The sequence below is a fragment of the Cohnella sp. OV330 genome (assembly GCF_900112065.1).
Classification (GTDB): Bacteria; Bacillota; Bacilli; order Paenibacillales; family Paenibacillaceae; genus Cohnella.
On sequence record NZ_FOKE01000006.1, the window covers coordinates 204,173 to 228,961 of the forward strand.

Consider the following 24,789-nt stretch of genomic DNA (forward strand, 5'->3'; position numbering starts at 1 on the left):
GGGCGGTCCGTTTATTTTGCGGTGCGAACGTCTGTGCGGGTGTGGTACAATGATCGCTAGAATCGGTTGAACGAACGGATTAGAATCGGTTGAATCGACGGATGGGAATTAATCTGTACGGAAAAGGGGGCGTGGGCCGTGAAGCTGAGATTGATCGCGGGCCGCTCGGGCAGCGGCAAATCGCATCTGATCAAGGCGGAGATCGCCGAGCGGATCGCGCAGGATCCCGCAGGGCCGCCGCTTCTGTTGATCGTGCCCGAGCAGGCGACCTTCCAGACCGAATACGCGCTGGCTTCCGCCCCAGGCTCGCAAGGTTTCATGCGCCTGCAGGTGCTGAGCTTCAGGCGTCTCGCGTTCCGGGTCATGCAGGAGGCCGGAGGCTCGGCCGTCGTGCCGATCGCGGACGACGGGAAGACGATGTTGATCCACAAAGCGCTCGTCCGCCGACAGGCGGAGCTTAAGCTGTACCGCAGCGGTGCGGGAGGAGCGAGCTTGGCCGAGCGGATCGGCGAGCTGCTCACGGAATGGAAGCGGTACGGCACGGACCCGGCCGCGATAAGCTCGGTGCCGCTGGCCGGCCGCGGCGGGGGGCATGCCGCCGGCTCGGACCGTGACGGGCCGGCCGGCGCCGCGGAGCAAGCGGCCGCTGCCGCCGAAGGCTTGCTGTCGGACAAGCTGCACGATCTGTCCCTGCTGTACGGGGACGTCGAGCGCGAGTTGGCGGGCCACTACCTCGACGGGGAGGATTCGCTCGACTTTCTGATCCGCGGAGCGCCGGCGTCGACGCTGCTTCAGGACGCGGAGATTTGGCTCGACGGCTTCCACGGCTTCACGCCCAAGGAATACGGCGTCATCGAAGCGCTGCTGCGCCGCTGCGCGCGCGTGTCCGCCGCGCTATGCGTGGACCGTCCGTACGGGGCCGGCGAGCGCCCGGACGAGCTTGACCTCTTCTATCAGACCGCGGACACGTCCGCGCGCCTGTGCGCGACGGCCGAGGCTGCCGGCGCGACGCTGGAGCCTCCTGTCGTGCTGCGCCCCGGCATACCGCCGCGCTTCGCGGACTGTCCGATGCTGGCGCATCTGGAGCGGGCGATGGACGGCAGGCACCGCTGGGACGGCGGAGAGGCGCAGCTGCAGCCGGAGCACCCGCGCTGCGGCTTGTCGATTCGGGAGGCCGCCAGCCGGAGAGCCGAAGCCGAGGCGGCGGCGAGGGATATGCTGCGACGCGTCCGCGAGGACGGCATGCGGTGGCGCGAGATGAGCGTGTTCGCCCGCAATCTCGAGGATTACGGCGAGCTGCTGGCTTCCGTTTTCGAGGATTACGGCATCCCGTATTTCCTGGACGGCAAAGCGAGCGGGGCGCAGCATCCGCTCGTGGAGTTCGTTCGTTCGGCGCTGGAATGCGTGATCGGCGGCTGGCGTTACGAGGCGTTTTTTCGCTGCGCGAAGACGGATCTGCTTCATCCGCAGGGGAGCAGCGTCGCGCGGGCGTCGGTCGACGCGCTAGAGAACTATGTCCTTGCTGCCGGCATCGACGGCTGGCGCTGGCATGACGACCGCAGCTGGTACTCGCTGTCGGGCCGCGATCTGGAAGACGAGGAGGACGAAGGAGACGGCGCCGCGCGCGGCGGCCCTTCCATGCAGGCGATCCGGGCGACCCGGGACGCGCTGCTGGCGCCGCTCCGGACATTGGAGTCGCGCTTCAAGCGGTCCAAGACGCTGGCCGACCTCAGCCGGGCGCTCTTTTTGCTTCTGGAGGAGACTGCTGCGCCGGACCGTCTGGAGCTGTGGAGCAGGCACGACGAGCTGGCCGGCGATCCGCAGCGCGCCCGCATGCACCGTCAGCTATGGGACGGCGCGATCGGGCTGCTCGATCAGCTCGTAGAGCTGATGGGAGAAGAGCCTGCGGATCCGGCCTTGTTCGCGGGCATGCTCGACGCGGGGCTCGAGTCGATCCGCCTCGGGGTCGTGCCGCCTTCGCTCGATCGCGTCCTGATCGGGACGCCCGAGCGCACGCGCACAGATCGCATATCGGTACTGTATCTGCTTGGCGTGAATGAAGGCATTATGCCGAGAGCGATCAAGGACGACGGCCTTTTGACCGAGGAGGAACGGGTCAAGCTGGCCGAATCGGGCGTCGCCATGGCGCCGGGCGCCCGCCGGCGGCTGCTGGACGAGGAGTTTCTCGCCTATCTGGCGCTGACGACGCCTTCGCGCCATCTGTGGGTCAGCTACGCGCTCGCGGACGAGGAGGGCCAGAGCCTGATCAAGTCCAGCCTAATCGGCCGGATCCGGTCCTGGTTCCCCGGCGTGCCGGTCCGGTCCGAGTCGGCAGAGCCGCATCCGGGAGCCTCGGACGAAGCGCAGCTGTCTTTCGCCGTCCGGCCCGGCCGCGCGCTGACGCATACGGTCGCCATGCTGCGCAGGCATAGGCAGGGCGACGCGTTATCGCCGGGCTGGCGCTCGGCGTATCGCTGGCTCGTCGAGCGCGAGCCGTGGCGGTCGCGCCTGTCCGTCCTGCTTTCTTCGCTGCGCTTCAGCAACGAAGAGCGACCGCTGACGCCGCAGACGAGCCTCCTGCTGTACGGCGACCGGCTGCTCGCCAGCGTGTCGCGGATGGAACGGTTCGTCGCTTGTCCGTTCAGGCATTACGCCGCGCACGGGCTTCGGCTCAAGGAGCGGCGCATGTACCGCGTGGACGCGCCGGATATCGGCCAGCTGTTCCATGCCGCGCTGCGGCAGACGACGGAAAAGCTGTTGATGGGCGATCCGTCGGCGGGAGACGCGGGACTTTGGCATAGCGAGGCCGCGGCCGCGGTCGAGCGGCTGCTGCCGAAGGTGCAGTCGCAAATTTTGCTGTCCTCGAACCGGCACCGCACGATGGCGCGCAAGCTCAGCCGGATCGTCTCGCAGACGTCCGCGATGCTCGGTGAGCATGCCGCGCTGTCCGCTTTTCGCCCGGTCGGCCTTGAAGTGGACTTCGGGCCGCAAGGCATCATGCCGCCGCTCAGCCTCTATCTGGGAAACGGCAGATGGATGGACGTCGCCGGCCGGATCGACCGGGTCGACGCGGCGGAGTCGCAGGATGGCACGCTGCTGCGCATCCTCGACTACAAATCGAGCGCGGTCAAACTGAGGCTCGACGAGGTGGCGCACGGCCTTTCGCTGCAAATGCTGACCTATCTGGACGTCGTCGTCACGCACGCGCCGCATTGGCTCGGGCGTCAGGCCAAGCCGGCGGGCGTGCTGTATTTGCACGTTCACAACCCGCTGCTTCATACGGCGAACGGGCTCGACGAGACCGGCGCGGAGGAAGCGATCCGCAAGGAATACCGCATGGAAGGGCTCGTGCTTGCCGACGGCGAAGCCGTCCAGCTAATGGACGAGTCGCTCGAGAGCAGCGCCAAGTCGTCGGTCGTTCCCGTCGAATATAAAAAGGACGGCAGCTTCTCCGCCCGCTCGCAGGTGGCCGACGGCGCGCAGTGGGAGACGCTGCGCAAGGCGGTCCGGCGGAACATCTCCAAGATCGGCAAGCGCATCGTCGAAGGCGACGTCGATATCGCGCCGTACCGGCTGGGCAAGAGAAGCCCATGCACGGTGTGCGAATTCCGTCCGGTGTGCCAGTTCGACGGGCAGCTCGAGGGCAACCGCCATCACGCGCTGCGCCGCCCGGCGAACAAGGACGAAGTATGGGAATGGCTCGGCGAAGACGAAGGGGAAGGAGGAGACGAATCTTGAGCGAATCGCGGGGAAACGGGAACGACGAACAGTTGGCTTTCGATTGGGGCGGTCTGTTCGATGACGTCGGACGGCGCGACGAGGCGGATGATCGGACCGCATCGGGAGACGGAGCGGCCGAAGACGGAATGGCCGAAGCCGCGAACGTGGGCGGCTTGGCAAGCTTCGCCGGCGGAGACGGGCTGGCGGCTACCTATGCCAGACCCGAGGGTAGCCGCTGGACGGCGGAGCAATGGGCGGCGATCGCTGCCGGCGGCCGCCATCTGCTCGTCGCCGCGGCAGCGGGTTCGGGGAAGACCGCCGTGCTCGTCGAGCGGATCATTTCCCGCATCGCGGACGAGCGCGACCCGCTCGACGTGGACGCGCTCCTCGTCGCCACCTTCACGAAGGCCGCCGCCGCCGAGATGAAGGAAAGGATCCGGACTGCGCTGGAGCTGAAGCTCGAGCAGTCGCCCGGATCCGCGCACCTTCGCCGGCAGCTTGCCTTGCTGCCGCGGGCTTCGATCACGACGCTTCACTCGTTTTGCATGGAAGCGGTGCAGCGTTATGCGCCGCTGATCGGGCTCGATCCGGGTTTTCGGATCGCGAACGAGACCGAGGCGGAGCTGCTGCGCATGGACACGCTCGACGAGCTGTTCGAGACGCGTTACGAAGAGGAGCTGGCGCTCGGAGAAGACGGAACGCTGGCGACGCTCGCGGACATGTACGGCGGCCAGCGCAGCGACGAGCCGCTGCATCGCCTCGTCCTGGAGCTGTTCGACTTTTCCCGCAGCCATCCGTGGCCGGATGCGTGGCTGCGCGCTACCGCGGCGAGCTTCGATATCCGAGGCGAAGCGGAGCTTGCCTCGTCGCCATGGGTGCAGAGCATGCGGGCGGACGTGCTCTTGGCGCTGTCCGGGGCCGCGGGACTTCTCCGCGGCGCATGGGAGCTCGCTTCGGCGCCGGGCGGCCCTGAGCCTTACGCGTCTACGCTCGCCGAGGATGCGGCGCTCGTGGCGGCGTTGACCGAGACGGTGGCCGATCGGCCCTGGACGGCATGGCGGGAGCCGTTCGCGTCGGCTTCGTTCGGACGGCTCAAGGCCTGCCGCGGCGACGGCTACGACCCGGAGCTGCAGGAACGGGTGAAGCGAATGCGGGACGAGGCCAAAAAGACGGTGACCCGATTGGCGGAAGAATGGTTCGTCCGCTCGCCGGCGCAGTATGCGGAGGAGCTCGCCGCGCTGGCGCCTAGAATGCGCGAGATCGCGGAGCTGGTCATCGCGTTCGGCGACAAGTACGAAGCGGCCAAGCGGGAGAAGGGGCTGCTCGACTTCGGCGATCTGGAGCATTACGCGCTGCGGATTTTGCGCGCGACCGACAGCTCGCCGCATGCGGTGCGGCCATCGGATGCCGCGCTTGCCTACCGGGAGCGCTTCAGGGAGATCCTGCTCGACGAGTATCAGGATACGAACGAGGTGCAGGAGGCGATCGTATCCCTGATAGCGAGGACGGATCCCGGCAACGTGTTCATGGTCGGCGACGTGAAGCAGAGCATTTACGGCTTCCGGCTGGCGGAGCCCGGGCTGTTCCTGGCCAAATACAAGACCTACGATGTATGGACGCCGCAAGGACCGGAGTCTGCGGGAGGCGGCGCTGCCGCTAACGGCGAAGGCGCAAGCGGCGGGGGTGACGGTCTCAGAATCGACCTGGCGCGCAACTTCCGCAGCCGCAGCCGCGTACTGGACGCGGTCAATCACGTGTTCAGGCTGATCATGCGCGAGCCCGTCGGCGAGATGGACTACGACCGCCGGGCCGAATTGATCTACGGCGAGGGTTATCCGGCCGAAGAGGCGGGAGCGGAAGTGCTCGGCAAAGAAGAGATGCCGTCCTATGCGGTGGAGATGCTGCTCATCGATACGGGCGCGGGGAGCGGCGGAGCTCGCAGAGTCGAGGTCGCCGCCGCGGATCCGGGCGCCGATAGCGCCGGAGCCGCCGGCGGCAGCGAAGAAGGCGCGGACGCCGACGAAGAGGAGCTCGAGAGCGCCCAGCTCGAAGCCCGCTGCATCGCGGCGGGGATCGCCAAGTTGACCGGCACGGACGGCTCGGGGCGTCCGCCGTTCGCCGTCTACGACGGGCGCAGCGGTTTGCACCGCCCCCTGGCTTACCGCGACATCATCATCCTGCTTCGTGCCGCGACCTCGCTCGCTCCCGTCGTGCTCGAGGAGCTGCGGTCGGCCGGGATTCCGGCTTACGCGGATCTGGCGACCGGCTATTTCGCCGCCGTCGAGGTCGACGTGATGCTGTCCTTGCTGCACATCATCGACAATCCCGATCAAGACATCCCGCTGGCAGGCGTGCTACGCTCCCCGATCGTCGGCCTCAGCGCGGACGAGCTCGCCGCCGTTCGGATCGCGGACCGTGCCGGCTCCTTCTGGTCGGCCGTGCGGACCGCCGCCGTCGACGCGGAGGACGAGTCGCTGCGGGAAAGGATAGCCGCCTTCGTTCAGTCGCTCGAGGGCTGGAGGACGTTCGCGCGCAGAGAGCCGCTCGGCGAGCTGCTGCACGCATTGTACCGGGATACGGGGTACTTCGACTTCGTCGGCGGGCTTCCCGGCGGAGGTCAGCGGCAAGCGAACCTCCGTGCGCTTATCGACCGCGCCAGGCAGTACGAACGCAACTCGAGCTACCGCGGTTTGTTCCGTTTTTTGCGGTTTTTGGGACGGATGCGCGACACGGGCGGCGATCTTGGCGCGGCAAGAGCGGTCGGCGAGCAGGAGGACGTCGTGCGCGTCGTCTCCATTCACAAGAGCAAAGGGCTCGAGTTTCCCGTCGTTTTCGTGGCCGGCCTCGGGCGCCGGTTCAACCGGCAGGATTTGAGCGGGATGTTCCTGCGGCACAAGAAGCTGGGCTTCGGTCCGCGAATGGTGGAGCGGGTGACGCGCGTCTCCTACCCGACGCTTCCGCAGCTTGCGATACGCCGGCGCATGAAAGCGGAGTTGCTCGCGGAGGAGATGCGCGTGCTGTATGTCGCCTTGACCCGTCCCAAGGAAAAGCTGATCCTGGTCGGCACGACCAAGGACGCGCTGAGCGACCTGGATCACTGGCGCCGCACGGCCGCGGACGCGACCGACCGGCTGCAGGATCATGCCGTCGCGGCTGCCGGACGTTATCTGGATTGGCTCGGACCGGCCTCGATCCTGACGGGAGCGGACTGGCTGGCCGGCGGGTCGTCCGGAGCGGCAGGGCCGAACGAAGCCGCCGCTCAAGCTGCCGCGGGTGGCGAAGCCGCGGCGTTTCGAACGTCGCGTTCGCCAGCGCCGGCAGCCTGGACATGCCGCGTCTTGCCGTCCCGCGCGCTTTTGTCGCCCAAGGCGCAGGAGCTGACGGCCATGGAAGGAGAGCCGCTATGGAACCTCGCGACGCGGTTAGAGCCGTTGCCCGGTCCGGTATCTCCCGCAGGGGAGGCCGCTTATGCCGCGCTTTCCTGGCAGGATCCGCACGCGGCCGCCTCGCGGGCGGCGGCCAAAACGTCGATCACGGCGATGAAGTCCGCGCGCGACTTCGATGGCGCCGGTCGTCCCGCGGCCGGATCGGCGGCAGGCGAACGGACGCCGACGCTCGAAGCCGTGCAGGAATTCGCCGCGCTGCAAAACGGCAGTGACGCCGAGGGCTTCATGGAACCGCAGGATTCGGCGCAAATGCCGGATCTGGAGGAAATGCGCCACCCGGCCTGGAATCCCGAGGAAGTGCCGGATTCCGGCTATTGGACGTACCGTCTGCGCCGGCCGAAGTTCATGGCCGCCAGAAGGATGAGCGCGGCGGAACGGGGCACGGCCGTGCATCTGGTCATGCAGCATTTGCCGATCGGCCTTTCGCCTAATCGCGCGGAAGCCGAAGTGGCGGCGCTGCTCGAGCGCCTGATCGCGCAGCTGATTCTGACGCAGGAGCAGCGCGAGGCGGCGGAGCGCGTCGATATCGCCTCCTTTTTCCGAACGGAGCTGTACGCGCGAATGGGCCGGGCCGCCCGTCTCTGGCGGGAATGGCCGTTTAGCGCGGGCATTCCCGCGGCTGAAGCGCATCCCTCGGCCGACGCCGACGATCTGAAAGGGGAGACGGTTCTCATTCAAGGCGTGCTCGATTGTCTGTTCGACGACGGCGAGCGGCTCGTGCTGGTCGATTACAAGACCGATGCCGTCCCGGACCGCGACTGGCAGGCGGCTGCGGAAAAGCATCGCTTCCAGATGGAAATGTACGCGCGCGCCGTCGAAGGCATCATGGGGAGAAAGGTCGACGAGGGCCATATCTACTTCGTTGAAGGCGGCGTAGGCGTGCAGCTCTATTAAATTCCGCATATCCGCAACGGTCCGGATGCCTTGGCCGTATTAACTCCTGAAATTCGATCGAGAGGACTGGGGTCATGTCAGGCAAAAAGAAATACACCGTACCGATCATGCTGGCGATCATCACGATGTTGACGTTCCTGATCGTCGTGCTGTTCTCGCGGGTGCTTTTGGACGGGCAATCGCTCAAGACCGAACGGGGCCAGCGGCTTGCGTCGAGCTACAACTATTGCATTTTGTACGCGACTGCGCTGAAGGATGGCTCCGTCGGGCTGCTCGAAGCGGACAACGAGGAAGCCCGCATGCAGGCAGCAAAGATGTTGGGCAAGCTTGACATCTCCGCCGGAGAATGCGGCACCGGCGTGCTGTTTCAATCCGGCACGCGCACGGGCCTGAGCAAGGAAGATGCCATGTTGGCCGCCTCCGAGCCGATACAGAAAATCAGCGTCGCGCTAGCGCCTATCGGCGCTAGCGGCGAAGCGCTCACACAGGAAGAGCGGGCTACCCTGACCGCGGCGGCGGCATCCGCGGACAAGCTGTCCGGCATACTTGGCGCTTATACGGCGCCTACGGGGGCCGACCGTTTCAGGCAAATGCAGGCCGGCGTCGATTGGGTGCCCGTCGCGCAGGACTTCGTCAAAGCGCTGAAGGAAGCGGCCGCCGCGATCGGTTGACGGTTTTCCCGAGAGCGCGGGTCGCGATTGGACGAGCCCTGCGGGCGTAGAGTATGATATTCATATACGAAGCACAAGCTGGAGGCTGAGCCTATGGATACGCTGTTTACCAAGATCATCAACCGCGAGATTCCGGCCGATATCGTGTACGAGGACGAGGACGTGCTGGCCTTCAAGGACATCCGCCCGCAAGCGCCCGTGCATGTGCTGGTCATTCCTAAAAAGCCGATCCCGACGATGGACGCCGCCGGGCCGGAGGACGCGCTGCTGCTGGGCAAGCTCATGCTCGCCGCGCAGCTGGTCGCTAGGGACGCGGGCATCGCCGAGAGCGGCTATCGTCTGATCAACAACTGCAATCCCGACAGCGGGCAGGAAGTGTACCACGTACATATCCACGTGCTGGGCGGGGAAAAACTGGGACCGCTGAACGCCCGTCCGGCGCAAGCATAATTCCTTTCAAAATCGGCCTCGGGAAAGTTGACACTGCCTTTCCCGATCGCCTATAATGAAGTTTGATAACCGTGTGTTGTGGTCTGTTCCGGAGGGAGGGAAAACAGGTGTCCGAAACGAAAGTTCGCAAAAATGAAACACTCGACGCTGCACTCCGCCGCTTCAAGCGTTCGATCGCTAAAGACGGCGTTCTCGCGGAACTGAAAAAACGCAAGCACTACGAGAAACCGAGCGTTAAGCGGAAGAAGAAGTCCGAGGCTGCTCGTAAACGCAAGTTCTAGGAGGAATAACGCATTATGAACCTCGCGGACCGTTTGAACGAAGACATGAAGCAGGCGATGAGGGCCCAGGATAAGTTTCGCCTGACCACGATTCGCATGGTTCGTGCGGCGGTCAAGAATCAAGAGATTGAGCTGCGCCGCCCGCTCGAGGATAACGAAGTTATCGAGATCCTGAGCCGCGAAGTCAAACAACGCAAGGATTCCCTCCAGGAATTCGGCAAAGCGGGCCGCGACGATCTGGCCACGGCCGCAGCGTCGGAGATCGACATCATCAGCGAATACCTGCCCACACAGCTAGGCGAAGAAGAAATCAAGACTCTCGTTAAACAGACCATTCAAGAGACCGGTGCTTCTTCCAAAGCCGATATGGGCAAGTTAATGGGCGCTTTGATGCCCAAGGTGAAGGGACGCGCGGACGGTAAGCTCGTCAACCAGATCGTCCAACAACTACTGCAATGATCATCTCGAGAACGACAGGCACTCTCCGTCAGGAGAGTGCTTTTTGCGTTTTCGCGGCAACTTAAGGGTGCGATGCTGGGCAGTCCGAGGCGCAATAATGAAACGTAAAGCCCTTACATCACGTACAGAAAGGCATACGGAATGCGGTATGTCGCAAAATCGCCGCAATCCGAGTTTCCCGAGGGAGGGGGAGAAGCTTTTTGACCCGTCATGGAGGAACGAAAAGAAAGGCAGGGCGGACCTTCGCTCGGCTGATTGGGCCGCTGGCGTCACTGATGCTGATCGTTGTCGCGTTAATGGCGGGCACGGTCTCGGCCAACGCGGAGTCGAAAGCGCAACCCGCCGCCGCGGAAGGCTATTCGGTATACGTCATTCCGGTTAAAATGACGGTAGAACGCGGACTCGCCTCTTTTTTGGATCGGGCATTGAAGGAGGCGGAGGAAGCCGGCGCCGCGCTCGCCGTGCTGGAGATCGATACGCCGGGAGGCAGCCTGGCGAGCGCGGAAGCGATCGGAGAGCGCATCCGTTCGGCCAAGATTCCGACGATGGCGTTCGTCAAAGGCAAAGCCGCGTCGGCTGGCGCGTACATCGCGTTGAACGCGGATCGCCTCTACATGTCGCCCGGCTCCACGATAGGCGCCGCGATGGTGGTGAATGCCGCCGGAGAGGCCGTCGAGAGCCCGAAGATCGTTTCCTTTTGGAGCAAGCAGATGAGCTCGGCAGCCGAGATGAACGGCCGGGACGGACAGATCGCCGTCGGCATGGTGGATCCGAACGCGGTCGTCGAGGTCAAAGGCCTGAACTGGACCAAGCCGAAGGGCGAGATCATCTCCCTGAGTGCCGATGAGGCGCTGAAGGTAGGGTATGCGGAAGGGCAGGCGGAGACGGCGGAGCAGGCGATCGCGGCCGAAGGGCTTGCAGAGCTCATGGTCATTCACGAAAATCCGACCCTTGCCGAACGTGTCTCGCAGACGTTGACGAGTCCGGGGATATCGACGCTTCTGCTCATCGTCGGCATTGCCGGCGTGCTGATCGAGCTGATCGTACCAGGCTTCGGCGTACCGGGCATTTTGGGGCTGCTCTCGTTCGGCCTGTACTTTTTCGGGCAGCAAGTGGCCGGCTTCGCAGGACGGGAATCGATCGTGCTGTTCGTGGCGGGCGTCGTCTTTATCGTCTTGGAAATGTTCGTCCCGAGCTTCGGCATTCTCGGTTTGTTGGGCGGGGCGGGCATCGTCAGCGGCGTCGTTACGGCCGCCTTCGATACGGGCAACGCGTTCGGGTCCCTGGGCTACGCCTTGCTAATCGCGCTGGCGTTGGTTGCAGTCACCGCATATGTCTTCCGCAGGCGGGGGATTTGGAACCGGTTCATCCTGCAAGAGCGTCTGACGACGGAGCAGGGCTTCGTCCCGAGCGGGGACGATCGCGAGTTGCTCGTAGGGAGCGAGGGCGTGACGCTGTCGCCGCTTCGTCCATCGGGCGTCGCGGAGATCGGAGGCAGGCGCGTCGACGTCATCTCGAGCGGACAATTTCTGAACGCCGGGCAGCGGATCGAGGTCGTGTCCGTCGACGGCACGCGAATCTTGGTCAAGGCCGTGCAACAGGCCGAATAACATTAATTATTTCGATGCGGAGGGATTGCATTTGGATCCGAATGTACAGCTTTTGATTATCGGCGCTCTGATTATTATCGCGCTTGCCGTGTTTTTCAGCTTTTTCCCGTTTATGCTCTGGATATCCGCCCTCGCCTCGGGCGTGCGGATCAGCATCATCACGCTCGTCGCCATGCGGCTTCGCCGCGTCGTGCCGAGCCGGATCGTCAACCCGATGATCAAGGCGACCAAGGCCGGGCTAGGCCTTAACATCAATCAGCTGGAAAGCCACTTCCTTGCCGGGGGCAACGTCGACCGCGTCGTCAACGCGCTGATCGCGGCGCAACGGGCCAATATTCCGCTTCCGTTCGAGCGGGCGGCCGCGATCGATCTGGCGGGGCGCGACGTGCTCCAGGCCGTGCAGATGAGCGTCAACCCGCGCGTCATCGAGACGCCGGTCGTGTCGGCCGTAGCTAAAGACGGCATCGAGGTGAAGGTCAAGGCAAGGGTCACGGTACGCGCAAATATCGACCGGCTCGTCGGCGGCGCCGGCGAAGAGACGATCATCGCCCGCGTCGGCGAAGGCATCGTCAGCACGAACGGCTCGGCCAATTCGCACAAGGACGTACTTGAAAATCCCGATCTCATCTCGCGGACGGTGCTAGCTAAAGGGCTCGACGCAGGGACCGCCTTCGAGATTCTGTCCATCGATATTATGGACGTCGACATCGGCAAAAACATCGGCGCGCATCTTCAAACGGAGCAAGCGGAGGCCGACAAGCGCATCGCGCAGGCCAAGGCGGAGGAACGCCGCGCGATGGCCGTCGCGCAGGAGCAGGAGATGAAGGCGCGCGTCGTCGAGATGCGGGCGAAGGTCGTCGAGTCCGAATCCGACGTGCCGCTTGCGATGGCCGAAGCGCTGCGAGGCGGCAAGATGGGCGTCATGGATTATATGAATCTGAAAAACCTCGAGGCGGATACGCAAATGCGCGGTTCGATCGGCAAGGGCGAGGCGGGTTCTAACAACGGCGAGGAGCGCTGATCGCCATGGAGCAGTTGATCCGCTTTTTGCTCGGGAACATTCATTTTGTCATCGTGGTGCTGGGCATCCTGTTCGTCCTGCTGCGCAAATCGCCGCTTGAGAAGCCCCCCGGCGACAAGCCGGGCAGTCGTCCTTCCGGACGCATGCCGGACTTCGGCGGTGGCGGACTGCCTCGGCCGATGCGGCCGGCCTCCGATCCGAAGCCGGCCCCGAGGCCGACGACCGCGCAGCAGCCCATCGAGCGGCGGGAAGGACCGGCAATGCACGAACGGAGGCAGCCGCCGATCGTGACGCTGCCGGCGCGTCCGCAAAGCTCAAACACGGCGGAGGAAGGGCGCGGCGCTGCCGCCGGAGACAAGCAGATCGTCTACCGCAGCCCGGGCAGTCCGCCGCCGGCGCCCGTGCCGTGGGCGGGGGAAGGCGAATCGGGCGGCGAAGGCGCGCCCTCGGCGTCCGCGGCACAAGCCGCGCGCGAGGACGCAGCCTATCACGCGGCCGCGAAAGCATCGCCGCTGTACGCATCCGCGCAGTCGCAGGGCGCTGGAGCGCCGGCTAGGCCGAGGCACAGCGAGCTGGCCCGCGCAGTGTTGTGGGCCGAGATTCTAGGGCCGCCCCGCTCGCGCAAGCCTTTTCGAAGATAGCGAACGCTGCTTAACGCATGAGCATTTGAGCCGCTTTGCTCGGAGATCGTCCCGGCAAGGCGGCTTTTTGCGATGCGGCAGGCAGGTTGAAACGCCGCTAGGCTGCGATTTTCTCCTTTTGAACAAAGCCCTTATCGTATAAAATGCTTGTATAATGTTTGAACTTCCTAGGCGGCAGCTTCCGCCCAAGGGCCGAAAGGATTGATCTTATCTTATCCACCGGCATCGTATCCGTAACCTTTCGCAAGCTGTCCCCAGATGAGATCGTATCGCTCGCCGCGCAAGCCGACCTTGACGCGATCGAATGGGGCGGGGACGTCCACGTGCCGCCAGGCGAACTTCAGCTTGCCAGGCAAGTCCGCGACATGACAAAGGCCGCGGGGCTTCGGGTGTCCTCCTATGGTTCGTATTATCGGGTCGGCGGCGACGCGAATTTTTCGCTTGTATTGGATACGGCAGAAGCGCTGGGCGCCCCGTCCATCCGAATCTGGGCGGGATCCGTCGGCTCGGCCGAAGCGGACGATGACTTGCGCCGCCGGATCGTAGAAGAAATGAGGCGCATCGCCGAGCTGTCAAAGCAGCGGGGCATCGGACTCTCCTTGGAATTCCACGACGGCACGCTGGCAGACACGGCAGCTTCGTCCGTTTCTCTTATCCACTCGATTGCCAGCGACAACGTAACCTTGTATTGGCAGCCCCAGATTGCGGTTTCCGCACCGAATAATTTGACGACGCTGACGGCTTTCTTGCCATGGCTCTCCAACGTGCACGTATTCCACTATGACGAGTTGCGCCGGCAGCAGCCGCTCGAAGCCGGCGAAGCGGCATGGCGAGCATACATGGACGTTCTGCGGAGCATGGACAACCCGCGTTATCTCCTGTTGGAATTCGTGAAGGACGGAGAGATCGGTCAGTTTTTAAAAGATGCTTCTACACTGAAAAACTTAGTTCGGCTCGGCCGCGAAGGCAGGGCGGATCGCTAAAGGGCAGCGAGCATACGCGCCATGCCGTCACAGCGTACAAGTCTATCGGGGCGTCCCGTGACCCGAATATCGCATCTTCAAGCGCCGCCAGCCTGCCCGAGCAGGCTTGGCGGCTTTTTTTCATGCCTTGCTCGCCGCCGGCGCCGCTGCCGCCGTTCTCATATTCCCAACGCGCCCCGCATATAGATGGAACGTATGGGAGGGGGACGCGTCATGCCGCGTGTCGGACGCAAGCTGCGCAAATGGACGGCCCGCGTCCTCGATTTGCCGCAGGACGTCGTATTGGACGTGCCGCGGATCACGATGATCGCGGGACTCCAGCTGACGGTGGAAAATCACCGCGGCGTGCTTCACTTTTCGCAGGATCGGCTGCGGCTCGCGATGGACCGCGGCGAGCTGGAAATCGTCGGGAGCGATCTCGTCATCCGGCTCATCGGCGGCGAGGAAGTGTTCGTCGAAGGAAAAATCACCGGCGTGCTGCTGCATCCGGGCGATTGAGAGCGGCGGCCGGGAGCGCCTGTGCGCTGTGGCCGGTCCCGGCTCGGGACCGGCAGCCGGTCGCATAGACGGACGTGCGGGGCGCCGCAGCGGCGGTCGCCGGCGTTCAAGCGGCAGGACAAGCCTGTAGAGGGGGAGAAGCCGTTGAAGGGTCAATGGTTAAGCTTCATGCGCGGCAGCGTGCGCGTCAGACTCGTCGGCGGGGACAGCCGGATCTTTTTGAACGCCGCCGGCTCGAATCGGATAGAACTTTGGGGGATCGCATACGACCGGGAAGGGCGCTTGTCGTTCTGGGTGTCCGTGCCGGACTTTTTCTCGCTGCGTCCGCTGCTTCGCATGGCGGGGAGCCGCCCGCGCGTGCTGGAGCGTCGCGGCCTGCCTTTCAAGCTGGGCCGCCTATCGCGGCGCAAGACGTTCGCGGGCGGCTTGCTGTTTTTCGTCGCGGCGCTGTTCGCGCTGTCGACGCTCGTCTGGGACGTGCAGGTTCATACGGACGAGACGGTGCCCGAGGCGGAGATCCGCAAGGCCGCGGCCGCGGAAGGCATTCGGCCGCTGCAATGGTCACCCCGCCTGCCGGATGCCACGGAGCTGGCGCACCGGCTCGCTCGCAGGCTGCCCGACGCGGCGTGGGTGGGCGTGGAGAAAAGCGGGACGCGATACGTCATTAACGTCGTTCGGTCGAACAAGCCCGAAGTGAATAAAGAAAGCGGACCGAGCGACCTGATCGCGAAGGCGGACGCCGTCGTGACGCGGATCGTCGCGGAGAGCGGCAAGCCGCAGGTCGCGCGCAACGCGCGCGTGCGGAAGGGAGAGACGCTGATCTCCGGACAGCTCGGCGAGGCCGAACGGGTCAAGCTGGTCGCTTCGGAAGGCGAAGTGCGCGGGCTCGTCTGGTACGAATACGGCATCGTGTCGCCGCTTGCGCGGAGCACGAACTATTATACGGGCGATTCGGCGGACCGGACCTATCTCGTCATCGGCAACCGGGCGCTGCAGACGAGCGGCTACGGCCAAGAGCCGTATACGGCGTCGAATACGTTCGCGGATTGGCGGACGTTCAAGTGGGGGAGCTGGACGCTGCCCTTCGCGATCTTGAAGGAAAAGGAAATGGCGGTCGAAAAACGGAGCGAACGCCTGACGCCCGATGCGGCGAGAGAAGCGGGGCTGGCGCAAGCGCGGGCGGAAGCTTTGTCCGCGGCGGGCGAGGACGCCGTCATCAAGGCGGAAAAAATTTTGCATGAACAAACGGAGAATGGTAAAGTGATGATACGCGTACTGTTTGAAATCGAACAATCGATTGCCGTACGGCGCCCGATCGCGACCGATCCCAAGACGCAGGGGGAATGAGGCTTTTTGACAGACAGCAGGCAGTTTATTACGATTCCTCTCCGCAACGCCGCGGAGGGACTGGCTTTGTTCGGTCCGCAGGACAAGTATCTACGTATGATCCAACAGGAGACGGCAGCCGTTATCCATTCCCGCGACGCGGAGATTACCGTCGAGGGCGCGGAGAGCGACCTGCGGTCTCTTCAACAATTTTTCGACACGGTCCTCCAGCTGATCCGCAGCGGCCTTACCGTCGGGGAGCGCGACGTGCGCTACGCCTTCGAGCTGGCCCGCGAAATGAAGGCCGACCAGCTGCTCGCGCTGTTCCAGGGCGAGATCACGACGACGTTCAGAGGCAAGCCGATCGTTCCCAAGACGCTCGGGCAGCGCCATTACATTACGATGATCCGCAAAAAGGACATCGTGTTCGGCATCGGCCCGGCAGGCACCGGCAAAACCTATCTCGCCGTCGTATCGGCCGTGGCCGCGCTCAAGGAAGGACGCGTCAAGCGCATTCTGCTGACCCGCCCCGCCGTGGAGGCAGGGGAGAATCTGGGCTTCCTGCCGGGCGATATGCAGGAGAAGGTCGACCCGTATCTGCGCCCGCTCTATGACGCGCTGAACGACGTGCTCGGTCCCGAAGGCGTCGCCAAAGCGCTCGAGCGGGGCATGATCGAGATCGCGCCGCTCGCTTATATGCGCGGACGCACGCTCGACGACTCGTTCGTCATCCTCGACGAGGCGCAAAATACGACCGGCGAGCAGATGAAAATGTTTTTGACGCGGCTCGGCTTCGGCTCCCGGATGGTCATCACCGGCGACGTGACGCAGATCGACCTGCCCAAAGGCAAGAAATCCGGCCTGAACGAAGCGCAGCGCATTCTGAAGGATATTCCCGAGATCGGCCTCGTGTACTTCTCCGAGCAGGACGTCGTCCGTCATGCGCTCGTGCAGAAGATCATCGTGGCTTATCAGAAGGACGACGAGACAATTACGTAAAGGAGCGAGCGCCGGATGAATCGGACACGAAGCGGCCCGGCGGGTATTTTATCATCCTTTGCTGCTGCAGGATGGAAGCAGAGCGCGGCGGTCAAAGGGCTGCTGCTGCTCGCGTTCGTCCTGCTGTTTTATTTTAGCCTGGCGACGCGGCTCGTGCCGGAGACTTACGATATCACCCTGGGCGCGAAGAGCGAGCACGACATCAAGGCGCCGCACCAGGCGACCGACGAGAAGGCGACGCTCAAGGCCCAGGAAGAAGCGGCCGAAAAGATCGGCGCCATTTATCCGTACGTGGCGCTGCACAGCGAAAATCTGATTGACAGCATCCTCGTCCGCATCGACCAGCTCAACCAGGACGACCAGGTGACGCTGGAGCAGAAAATCGAGATCTACCGCACGGAGCTGCCGGATCGGGTGGATCAGTTTATCGATACGTTCATCAGCGCGAATTCGGGCTCGGGCGTCTATTCGGCGAGCCTGTTCGAGGAAATGAAAAAGGCCGTCCAGGCGCAGGCCTACCGGATACCCGAAGAGACGTTTTACAAGCTGCCTAAGCTGACGACCGAGCAGATCGCGGAGATGCGTACCGTCGGCCGCGACGTCGTCCGCAGGCTGATGGCGGATCCGATCACGGACGCCGAAGCCGCGCGCGCGAAGGTGGCGGAGCTGGTCAACGGAAGCTCGCTGGCCCTCAAGACCCAGCGGGAGATCGTGCAGGAGCTGTCGCGATTCGTCCTGACGCCGAACAAGTTCTACGACAAGGAAGCGACCGAGGAAGCGAAGGTCCAGGCCAAGCAGAATACGCCGCTCGTCGTCATCAAGCAGGGCGACGTCATCGTCAAGGCCGGACAAGTCATCGACCAGGAAACCTACGAGCGGCTCGACGCCTTCGGCCTGCTGCAGGAGCAGCGGACGTATTGGCCGCAGCTCGGCGCGCTCATGCTTGCGGTGCTGTTCATGCTCGCGCTCTACAGCTACGCGGAGCTGACGGCTTCCGCGGCCAAGCCGGCGATGAAGCGGACGAACGTCGATTGGCTCATGCTTTTATTCATTTTCGCCATCAATATACTGGTCATGCACCTGGTCGCGCTGGCGCACAGCGAGGCGTGGCCGTATATCATCTATATCGCCCCGCTCGCGCTCGGCAGCATGCTCATGACGCTGCTCATCGACGTGCAGACCGCGATGGTGGGCTCGCTGCTTTTCACGATTCACGCGAGCATCGTCATGAACGTCGAGCAGACGAGCCTGTTCGATTTCCGTTTCGGCTTCGTCGCCGCGGTCGTGCTGTTCACGTCGGTGCTTGCGATCCACCGGGCGAGCCAACGGTCGGCCATCCTGAAGGCGGGGATCATGGTCAGCCTGTTCGGCTCGTTCGCGGTGACCGCGCTGACGCTGGTCGGCCCGGACCCGGATCGGGCGCAGCTCGTCCAGTCGGTCGGCTTCATGCTCGCGAGCGGGCTTCTGACCGCCGTCCTCGTCATCGGCATCATGCCGTTTTTCGAGATGACGTTCGGAATCCTGTCCGCGCTTAAGCTGGTGGAGCTGTCCAACCCGAATCACCCGCTGCTTCGCAAGCTGCTGACGGAGACGCCGGGAACCTACCATCACAGCCTGATGGTCGGCAACCTGTCCGAGGCGGCGGCCGAGTCGGTCGGCGCGAACGGACTGCTCTGCCGGGTCGGCTCCTTCTACCACGACGTCGGCAAGACGAAGCGGCCGCTCTACTTTATCGAAAATCAGAACGGCGGAGACAATCCGCACGACAAGCTAGACCCGAAGGTCAGCGCGTCGATCATCATCGCCCACGCCCGCGACGGCGCGGAAATGCTGAAGGCCCACAAGCTGCCCAAGCAGATCCGGGACATCGCGGAGCAGCACCACGGCACGACGTTCCTTAAGTTTTTCTATTACAAGGCGGTTAAGCAGGCGGAACAAGCCGGCGTGGAGAATGAATGGACGGAGGACGACTTCCGCTATCCGGGTCCCAAGGCGCAGTCCAAGGAAGCGGCCATCGTCGGCATCGCGGACAGCGTCGAAGCCGCGGTCCGGTCGCTCGGAGCGCCGACCGTGGAGCAGGTCGAGTCGATCATCGCCAAGATCATCAAGGAACGGCTCGACGACGGGCAGTTGAGCGAATGCGACCTGACGGTGCGGGAGCTGAACCAGATCCAAGAGACGCTGAAGACGACCGTCATCGGGATGTTCCACTCGCGGATCAAATATCCGGAAGAAAGCGCCGTAAAAAACGATAACGATAAAAAGGAGCGGGAAGCATGAGCCTGAAGCTGGAATGGGTGGACGAGCGCGAGGAAGCTTCCGCGGGCGAAGAGGGCTGGCCGTCGCTGTTGACGCGTCTGTTGAACGATGCGGGAGAAGCCGAGGGCGTCGCAGACGGGATCGTCACGTTGACGCTGACGGACAACGAAGGCATCCGCGAGCTGAACCGGACGTACAGAGGCCTGGACAAGGCGACGGACGTTCTGTCGTTCCCGATGCGGGAGCAAGGCGCGGAGGAATTCGAGATTTTGTACGAGGACGATTACGAGACGACGACGGTCGATATCGTGAACGGCGAATCGGGCGACGACGAGACGCAAGCCGACGACGAGCCTCAGACGGGCGCCGGCCGCATCGAGGAGCTGCTCGGCGATATCGTAGTCTCGGTGCCGCGGATGCATGAGCAAGCCGTCGAATACGGCCATAGCGCAGAGCGCGAGCTGGGCTTCCTTTTCGTGCACGGCTTCCTTCACCTGATGGGCTACGACCACGGCACGGAGGAAGAGGAGCGGGCGATGTTCGCCAAGCAGGAAGCGATACTCGCAAAGGCGGGCCTGACGCGGTGAGCCGCAACCAGTCCGAGCTGGCGTCGTTCAGGCAGGCGCTCCTCGGGATCGCGCACGCGCTGCGTACGGAGCCGCATATGCGGTTCCATCTCGCGGCGAGCGCCGTCGTGTTGATCGCCGCCGCCTGGCTCGGGCTGCCGCGCGGAGATTGGATGTGGCTGCTCGCGGCATGCACGGCCGTGCTCTGCGCGGAGTTGGTCAACACGGCCGTGGAGCGCGCGGTCGATCATGCATCGCTGCAGCGGAGCGAGCTGGCCAAAGCGGCGAAGGATACGGCGGCGGGCGCGGTGCTGGTCGCTTCGGTTTTCGCGGCGTCCGTGGGCTTGATCGTGCTTCTGCCGCCCCTATGGGAGCGGATCTCGGGTTAATTGACTTCGGCCTCGCGAGGACCGATTCGGAGGATGACAGATGGGGGACATCAATATAGAGGCGCTCGGCTGGACGCCGCAGCAACTGCTGGCCGAGGCGGCCAAGGCGATGGAAAAGGCGTACGTGCCTTATTCGGGCTTCAAGGTGGGCGCCGCGCTGGTCGATCGCGCGGGCGCGATCCATTACGGCTGCAACGTCGAAAACGCGGCCTACAGTCCCGGCAACTGCGCGGAGCGCACGGCGCTGTTCCGCGCGATCGCGGACGGCCACGCGCCCGGCAGCTTCCGGGCGATCGCCGTCACGGGCCGGACGGATGCGCCGATCACGCCTTGCGGCGTCTGCCGGCAGGTGCTCGTCGAGCTGGGCGGACCGGATTTGCCGGTCATTATGGGCAATGCTAAGGGAGATATCTCGATCATGACGGTCGCCGAGCTGCTGCCCGGCGCATTCACGCCTGCGAAGCTGGCGGAGGGAAGGATAGTAGAATGAGCGAACCAAAAGGAAAATTCAAGTCGGGCTTCGTCGCCATCGTCGGCAGGCCGAACGTCGGCAAGTCGACGCTGATGAACCAGGTAATCGGACAGAAGATCGCCATCATGAGCGACAAGCCGCAGACGACCCGCAACAAGATTCACGGCGTGTACACGACGGAGGACAAGCAGATCGTGTTCCTCGATACGCCCGGCATTCATAAGTCGAACTCCAAGCTCGGCGACTTCATGGTGAAGTCGGCGCTCGGCGCGCTCGAGGAGGTCGAAGCGATCCTGTTCCTCGCCGACGTATCGGAGGAGCTGGGCGGCGGCGACCGGTTTATTATCGAACAGCTCAAAAAGGTGAACACGCCCGTCTTCCTCGTGCTGAACAAGATCGACAAGGTTCAGCCCGAAGCGCTGCTGCCGATCATCGGCAAATACAGCAAGCTCCATAGCTTCACCGAGGTCGTGCCCGTATCGGCCCGCGACGGCAACAACGTGAATACGCTCCTCGAGCAGATCGGCCGATACCTGCCCGACGGGCCGATGTATTATCCCGCCGACCAGATCACGGATCATCCCGAGCAGTTCATCTGCGCGGAGCTCATCCGCGAAAAGATCCTGCAGACGACCCGGGAGGAGATCCCGCACTCCATCGCCGTCGAGATCGAGAGCATGGGGACCGGGGACAACGGCGTCGTCAACATCGGCGCGGTCATTTACGTGGAGCGGCCTTCGCAGAAGGGCATCATCATCGGCAAAAACGGCGCGGCGCTCAAGGAAGTCGGCAAGCGTGCACGGCATGACATGGAGCGGCTGCTCGGTTCCAAGATTTTTCTCGAGCTTTGGGTCAAGGTCAAGGAAGACTGGCGCAACCGGGAGTCGGTGCTGAAGTCGCTTGGCTTTAGGCACGATTAATCGCGCTCGGCGTTCTCGGTCTTGCGGCGTCCGGAGGCTCCGGACAAATGTTGTCAGGCATACCCGCGCGGCGGCGGTGGCATTCTAACGGTGGCGATTTGGGAAGATTTCATTTCCACCGGGGAGGATGAGCGCTTTGCGGGATTTCACGTGGCACGTGTTTACGCAGACCGGCGATATCGAAGCCTACCTGCTTTACAAGGAAATGATTCAGCCCGGAGCCGCCGGCCTGGCGTCGGAAGAACCGGTTCCAGAGGGCGAAGGGGAAGAGAACGGAGCGGGAGCCTAAAGTCACCATGACCGGCTTCGGCCCGCGCTCGTCGCGCACCGTTTTGCGGCGCGCGACCCGGCCCTATAGGGGCGACAGAAACGGGGAGAGGCCGTTGCTCTATCGGACGGAAGGCATCGTCATCCGCAGTATCGATTACGGGGAAGGCAACAAGATCATCACGATCATGACGCCGTCTCTAGGCAAACAGGGCATCGTCATCCGCGGCGCCCGCAAACCGAAAAGCCGCTACGCATCGCTCGCCCAGCTGTTTACGCTCGGCGATTTTTCCTTTTACAAGGGCGGCGGCCTCGGAAGCTTGAACAGCGGCGAGATCATCGATTCGTTTCGAGGGCTCAGGGAAGGTCTCGACCAAGCCGCCTATGCCTCCTACTTGGTCGAGCTATGCGACCGCGCCATCCAGGACGAGGATGCGGGCGCTTTTCTTTATCACCAGCTGCATGCCGGCTTGACGGCGATATCGGAAGGCAAGAATCCCCGGATCGTCGCCCGCTTATTCGAGATGAAGATCGCGGCGGCGGCGGGATACGCGCCGATGCTGGACGCCTGCGCAGGCTGCGGTCGGGAGGATGGGACTTTTTATTTCAGCGCCGCCGGGGGCGGGGCCTTATGCGCGTTATGCCGCCACCGCGATCCGAGGGCGATGGAGCTGGAGGACGGCGTATGGAAGCTGCTGCGCGTCTTCTCCGCGATGGATATGCGGAGGCTCGGCAACGTGGCCGTGAAGGAATCGACGGCGAAGCAGCTGGCGACGGTCATGCGCACGTGGTTCGACCACCATCTGGCGCTGAATTTGAAGTCCCGGCATTTTTTGGATCAGTGGGAACGAGGCGAAGATTTCTTTAAACCGGTACCCTAATTCGACAAAATGTGCTATACTATAGTAAGTAACATACGCGATGCAAGCCAAGATACGGGTTCGCTGGATTCGGGCAGGTCGGCGAGGCCGTTTTCTTATGCGCAATTTGCCCATTATAACTGGAAAGGATGCGGCACGATGGATTCATTCAAACGGTTCATGAAGGCTTCGCGCATGCGCGTCATCCCGGTCATGCTGATGCCCGTGGCGCTTGGGGCGCTGGGCGCTTACGTGTGGGACGGCGTCTTCGATTTTTGGCTGCTGCTGCTCACGCTCGTCGGCTCCGGCGCGGCCCATCTGTTTTCGAATATGATCAACGATCTCTGGGACTATAAGAACGGCACGGACGAAGCAGCGAAAAATACGGCGGACGCCATCGGCACCAATTCGGGCTATTTGACGAACGGCGTGTGGAGCATGCGCACGTTCGCGGCGGTTACTTGGGGCTTGTTCGCGCTTGCCGCCGTCAGCGGCGTCGCGCTGGCCTTTCTGAGCGGAATATGGGCGTTCGTCTTCGGCGCGCTCGGCGGACTCATCGCTTATTTCTACGTCGCGCCGCCGATCCGCTTCGGCTACAGGGGCAAAGGCTATAGTGAGATCGCGATCCTGCTCGCGTTCGGCGTGCTGCCGGTGCTGGGCTCCTACTACGTGCAGACGTCCACGTTCGATTACAGGGCGATCCTGCTGGCGCTGCCGATCGGCTTGCTCACGACGCTGATTTTGTTCAATCACCATTTCCTTCACTGGCAGGCGGACCGGGCGGCGGGCAAGCGGACGCTGGTCGTCGTGTGGGGCGAGCGCCGCGCTTTGCAATTTTCGCGCTTGCTGCTCGGCCTTGCGGCGCTGTCGCTGGTCGCGGCAGTGCTCGCCGGCGCGCTGCCGGTCTATGCGCTCGTCGGTCTGATCACCGCGATTCCGCTTTACCTGACCTACGGACGGCTGCAAGACCAGAACAGCTCGCTGGCGTATTTGCCGCTCATGGGCGCCTCCGTGCGGGCCGCCAACCGCTGCGGCTCCGTCCTTATCGTATGCCTGATTATCCAAGGCCTCATCCAATAAAATGACGGGAAGTGACCGCTTCGATGGAAAAGCAGCTGGTATTCGGTGATTTTCATCGCATCTTATCCGAAGGAGAGACGTGGAAAATCGGCGGCTTTCCGCTGCCCGACGGCACGTTCTGGGAATATCGCGAGCCCGATGCGGTCGTCATCGTCCGCAACGGCATCCTCTATGTCCGGGCGCCGCTCAGCCGCAGCCACGACCGCGTGCAGATACTGGACAACGCGAAGCATATGTACTATTCCGTCGAGGAGGTCGTCGTGCCGGAAAACGGCGAGGTCAGCTTCGAGCTCGACATTCGCGCCCGCAGCACGGGTACGGCGCCCGGCGATCTGTACGACGGCTATGTATCGCTGAACCTGCTCGACTTCACGACGGGCGCCGCGCTCGACTTTTTCGCGGGCAACGACAAGTATGCCTCCGTTTACGCCGTGCTGCCGTTCCCGGGCGTCGAAGTGCCGAAGTCGGACAAGACCCGGTTTTTCTGCGTATTCCAAGAAGACACGAACTTCAAGGCGCGCGAATTCAATACGTACAAGATCGTATACAACCGCGCGGAGGACGAGGTCGTCTTTTACCTGAACGGCGCCGAGGTGAGGCGCGAGCGCGAAGTGCCGGTGAAGATGAACCGCTTCACGATCGCGCTCGGCATCATGACGGAGAAGGACCTGTCGCCGGAGGGAAGCGTGTCGGTACACGGCCAGACGGTCATCGCCGAGTATTCGCCGGTGAAGGTCGCGATCCGGGAATAGCGCCGGCATTTGACACGACCGGCGTCCATCGGCTAGAATGTTGCATAACGATGGCATGCGTCTCGTTGAAGGAGAGAGTAGCCGGTTGCCTGTCGGCAGCTGCAGCGAGCCGGGGGCGGTGCGAGCCCGGCACGACGAATCGGCGAAGGGCGCTCCGGAGAGAACGGCCATATCAAAGAGCGGGCAAACGAAGGAGCGCGAGAGCGAGTCGCGGAAGGCGGACTA

Annotated in this window: 22 protein-coding genes; all 22 read left to right on the forward strand. The window is 63.5% G+C overall.

Annotated features, from left to right (window positions below; translation table 11 throughout):
* Positions 1 to 138 precede the first annotated feature (138 nt).
* Positions 139 to 3,738, forward strand: coding sequence for a helicase-exonuclease AddAB subunit AddB (gene addB, locus BM235_RS16075; protein ID WP_090115046.1), 3,600 nt, complete (start codon positions 139 to 141; stop codon positions 3,736 to 3,738).
* Positions 3,735 to 8,060: a UvrD-helicase domain-containing protein gene (locus BM235_RS16080; protein WP_369803518.1), complete on the forward strand. Its 4,326-nt coding sequence runs from the start codon at positions 3,735 to 3,737 to the stop codon at positions 8,058 to 8,060. Before addB ends, BM235_RS16080 begins: the two co-directional genes overlap by 4 nt.
* A 74-nt stretch (positions 8,061 to 8,134) precedes the next feature.
* The gene (locus BM235_RS16085) at positions 8,135 to 8,731 is read left to right on the forward strand and encodes a hypothetical protein (protein ID WP_090115048.1); all 597 of its coding nucleotides are present in this window, start codon (positions 8,135 to 8,137) and stop codon (positions 8,729 to 8,731) included.
* 93 nt (positions 8,732 to 8,824) lie between these two features.
* Positions 8,825 to 9,181 carry a histidine triad nucleotide-binding protein gene (locus BM235_RS16090; protein WP_090115050.1) on the forward strand — a complete coding sequence of 119 codons (357 nt, stop codon included), beginning with the start codon at positions 8,825 to 8,827 and terminating at the stop codon, positions 9,179 to 9,181.
* Between the two features lie 107 nt (positions 9,182 to 9,288).
* Positions 9,289 to 9,462 carry a 30S ribosomal protein S21 gene (rpsU, locus tag BM235_RS16095; RefSeq protein ID WP_080840534.1) on the forward strand — a complete coding sequence of 58 codons (174 nt, stop codon included), beginning with the start codon at positions 9,289 to 9,291 and terminating at the stop codon, positions 9,460 to 9,462.
* A 15-nt stretch (positions 9,463 to 9,477) separates the two neighbouring features.
* A complete protein-coding gene (locus tag BM235_RS16100) occupies positions 9,478 to 9,921 on the forward strand; it encodes a GatB/YqeY domain-containing protein (protein WP_090115052.1) in 444 nt (147 codons plus the stop codon).
* A 275-nt stretch (positions 9,922 to 10,196) separates the two neighbouring features.
* Positions 10,197 to 11,531 carry an NfeD family protein gene (locus BM235_RS16105; protein WP_090115451.1) on the forward strand — a complete coding sequence of 445 codons (1,335 nt, stop codon included), beginning with the start codon at positions 10,197 to 10,199 and terminating at the stop codon, positions 11,529 to 11,531.
* A gap of 31 nt (positions 11,532 to 11,562) precedes the next feature.
* Positions 11,563 to 12,552: a flotillin-like protein FloA gene (gene floA, locus BM235_RS16110; protein ID WP_090115067.1), complete on the forward strand. Its 990-nt coding sequence runs from the start codon at positions 11,563 to 11,565 to the stop codon at positions 12,550 to 12,552.
* Positions 12,553 to 12,557: 5 nt separating this feature from the next.
* Positions 12,558 to 13,193 carry a hypothetical protein gene (locus BM235_RS16115; RefSeq protein WP_090115069.1) on the forward strand — a complete coding sequence of 212 codons (636 nt, stop codon included), beginning with the start codon at positions 12,558 to 12,560 and terminating at the stop codon, positions 13,191 to 13,193.
* Between the two features lie 158 nt (positions 13,194 to 13,351).
* Positions 13,352 to 14,176, forward strand: a complete 825-nt coding sequence (locus tag BM235_RS16120; protein WP_090115071.1) for a sugar phosphate isomerase/epimerase family protein — start codon at positions 13,352 to 13,354, stop codon at positions 14,174 to 14,176.
* 213 nt (positions 14,177 to 14,389) lie between these two features.
* Complete coding sequence (gene yqfC / locus BM235_RS16125; RefSeq protein ID WP_090115073.1) at positions 14,390 to 14,674, forward strand: sporulation protein YqfC; 285 nt, start codon at positions 14,390 to 14,392, stop codon at positions 14,672 to 14,674.
* A gap of 144 nt (positions 14,675 to 14,818) precedes the next feature.
* Positions 14,819 to 16,021 (forward strand): sporulation protein YqfD, encoded by a 1,203-nt coding sequence (gene yqfD / locus BM235_RS16130; RefSeq protein WP_090115075.1) that lies wholly within the window; start codon positions 14,819 to 14,821, stop codon positions 16,019 to 16,021.
* Between the two features lie 6 nt (positions 16,022 to 16,027).
* Positions 16,028 to 16,999 (forward strand): PhoH family protein, encoded by a 972-nt coding sequence (locus tag BM235_RS16135; RefSeq protein WP_090115077.1) that lies wholly within the window; start codon positions 16,028 to 16,030, stop codon positions 16,997 to 16,999.
* 15 nt (positions 17,000 to 17,014) lie between these two features.
* On the forward strand, positions 17,015 to 19,279 hold the full coding sequence (locus BM235_RS16140; RefSeq protein ID WP_090115079.1) for an HD family phosphohydrolase: 2,265 nt from the start codon (positions 17,015 to 17,017) through the stop codon (positions 19,277 to 19,279).
* Positions 19,276 to 19,845 carry an rRNA maturation RNase YbeY gene (ybeY, locus tag BM235_RS16145; RefSeq protein WP_090115081.1) on the forward strand — a complete coding sequence of 190 codons (570 nt, stop codon included), beginning with the start codon at positions 19,276 to 19,278 and terminating at the stop codon, positions 19,843 to 19,845. The genes BM235_RS16140 and ybeY overlap by 4 nt, the downstream gene beginning before the upstream one ends.
* Positions 19,842 to 20,213, forward strand: coding sequence for a diacylglycerol kinase family protein (locus tag BM235_RS16150; RefSeq protein WP_090115083.1), 372 nt, complete (start codon positions 19,842 to 19,844; stop codon positions 20,211 to 20,213). Before ybeY ends, BM235_RS16150 begins: the two co-directional genes overlap by 4 nt.
* Before the next feature lie 40 nt (positions 20,214 to 20,253).
* Positions 20,254 to 20,703 carry a cytidine deaminase gene (cdd, locus tag BM235_RS16155; RefSeq protein ID WP_090115085.1) on the forward strand — a complete coding sequence of 150 codons (450 nt, stop codon included), beginning with the start codon at positions 20,254 to 20,256 and terminating at the stop codon, positions 20,701 to 20,703.
* Positions 20,700 to 21,605: a GTPase Era gene (gene era, locus BM235_RS16160; RefSeq protein WP_090115087.1), complete on the forward strand. Its 906-nt coding sequence runs from the start codon at positions 20,700 to 20,702 to the stop codon at positions 21,603 to 21,605. The genes cdd and era overlap by 4 nt, the downstream gene beginning before the upstream one ends.
* 136 nt (positions 21,606 to 21,741) lie before the next feature.
* Positions 21,742 to 21,894, forward strand: coding sequence for a YqzL family protein (locus BM235_RS16165; protein ID WP_090115089.1), 153 nt, complete (start codon positions 21,742 to 21,744; stop codon positions 21,892 to 21,894).
* A 94-nt stretch (positions 21,895 to 21,988) separates the two neighbouring features.
* A complete protein-coding gene (recO, locus tag BM235_RS16170) occupies positions 21,989 to 22,753 on the forward strand; it encodes a DNA repair protein RecO (RefSeq protein WP_090115452.1) in 765 nt (254 codons plus the stop codon).
* Positions 22,754 to 22,891: 138 nt separating this feature from the next.
* The gene (locus BM235_RS16175; protein WP_090115091.1) at positions 22,892 to 23,812 is read left to right on the forward strand and encodes a prenyltransferase; all 921 of its coding nucleotides are present in this window, start codon (positions 22,892 to 22,894) and stop codon (positions 23,810 to 23,812) included.
* A 23-nt stretch (positions 23,813 to 23,835) separates the two neighbouring features.
* A complete protein-coding gene (locus BM235_RS16180) occupies positions 23,836 to 24,564 on the forward strand; it encodes a DUF6081 family protein (protein ID WP_090115093.1) in 729 nt (242 codons plus the stop codon).
* Positions 24,565 to 24,789 lie beyond the last annotated feature (225 nt).

What these genes read in the sequence shown, in the direction of transcription:
- BM235_RS16115 (WP_090115069.1), top strand. Translation starts at nt 12,558, where the DNA reads ATGGAGCAGTTGATCCGCTTTTTGCTCGGGAACATTCATTTTGTCATC.
- BM235_RS16100 (WP_090115052.1), top strand. Translation starts at nt 9,478, where the DNA reads ATGAACCTCGCGGACCGTTTGAACGAAGACATGAAGCAGGCGATGAGG.
- BM235_RS16140 (WP_090115079.1), top strand. Translation starts at nt 17,015, where the DNA reads ATGAATCGGACACGAAGCGGCCCGGCGGGTATTTTATCATCCTTTGCT.
- era (WP_090115087.1), top strand. Translation starts at nt 20,700, where the DNA reads ATGAGCGAACCAAAAGGAAAATTCAAGTCGGGCTTCGTCGCCATCGTC.
- BM235_RS16085 (WP_090115048.1), top strand. Translation starts at nt 8,135, where the DNA reads ATGTCAGGCAAAAAGAAATACACCGTACCGATCATGCTGGCGATCATC.
- ybeY (WP_090115081.1), top strand. Translation starts at nt 19,276, where the DNA reads ATGAGCCTGAAGCTGGAATGGGTGGACGAGCGCGAGGAAGCTTCCGCG.
- BM235_RS16180 (WP_090115093.1), top strand. Translation starts at nt 23,836, where the DNA reads ATGGAAAAGCAGCTGGTATTCGGTGATTTTCATCGCATCTTATCCGAA.
- cdd (WP_090115085.1), top strand. Translation starts at nt 20,254, where the DNA reads ATGGGGGACATCAATATAGAGGCGCTCGGCTGGACGCCGCAGCAACTG.
- BM235_RS16090 (WP_090115050.1), top strand. Translation starts at nt 8,825, where the DNA reads ATGGATACGCTGTTTACCAAGATCATCAACCGCGAGATTCCGGCCGAT.
- BM235_RS16175 (WP_090115091.1), top strand. Translation starts at nt 22,892, where the DNA reads ATGGATTCATTCAAACGGTTCATGAAGGCTTCGCGCATGCGCGTCATC.
- yqfC (WP_090115073.1), top strand. Translation starts at nt 14,390, where the DNA reads ATGCCGCGTGTCGGACGCAAGCTGCGCAAATGGACGGCCCGCGTCCTC.
- BM235_RS16105 (WP_090115451.1), top strand. Translation starts at nt 10,197, where the DNA reads ATGCTGATCGTTGTCGCGTTAATGGCGGGCACGGTCTCGGCCAACGCG.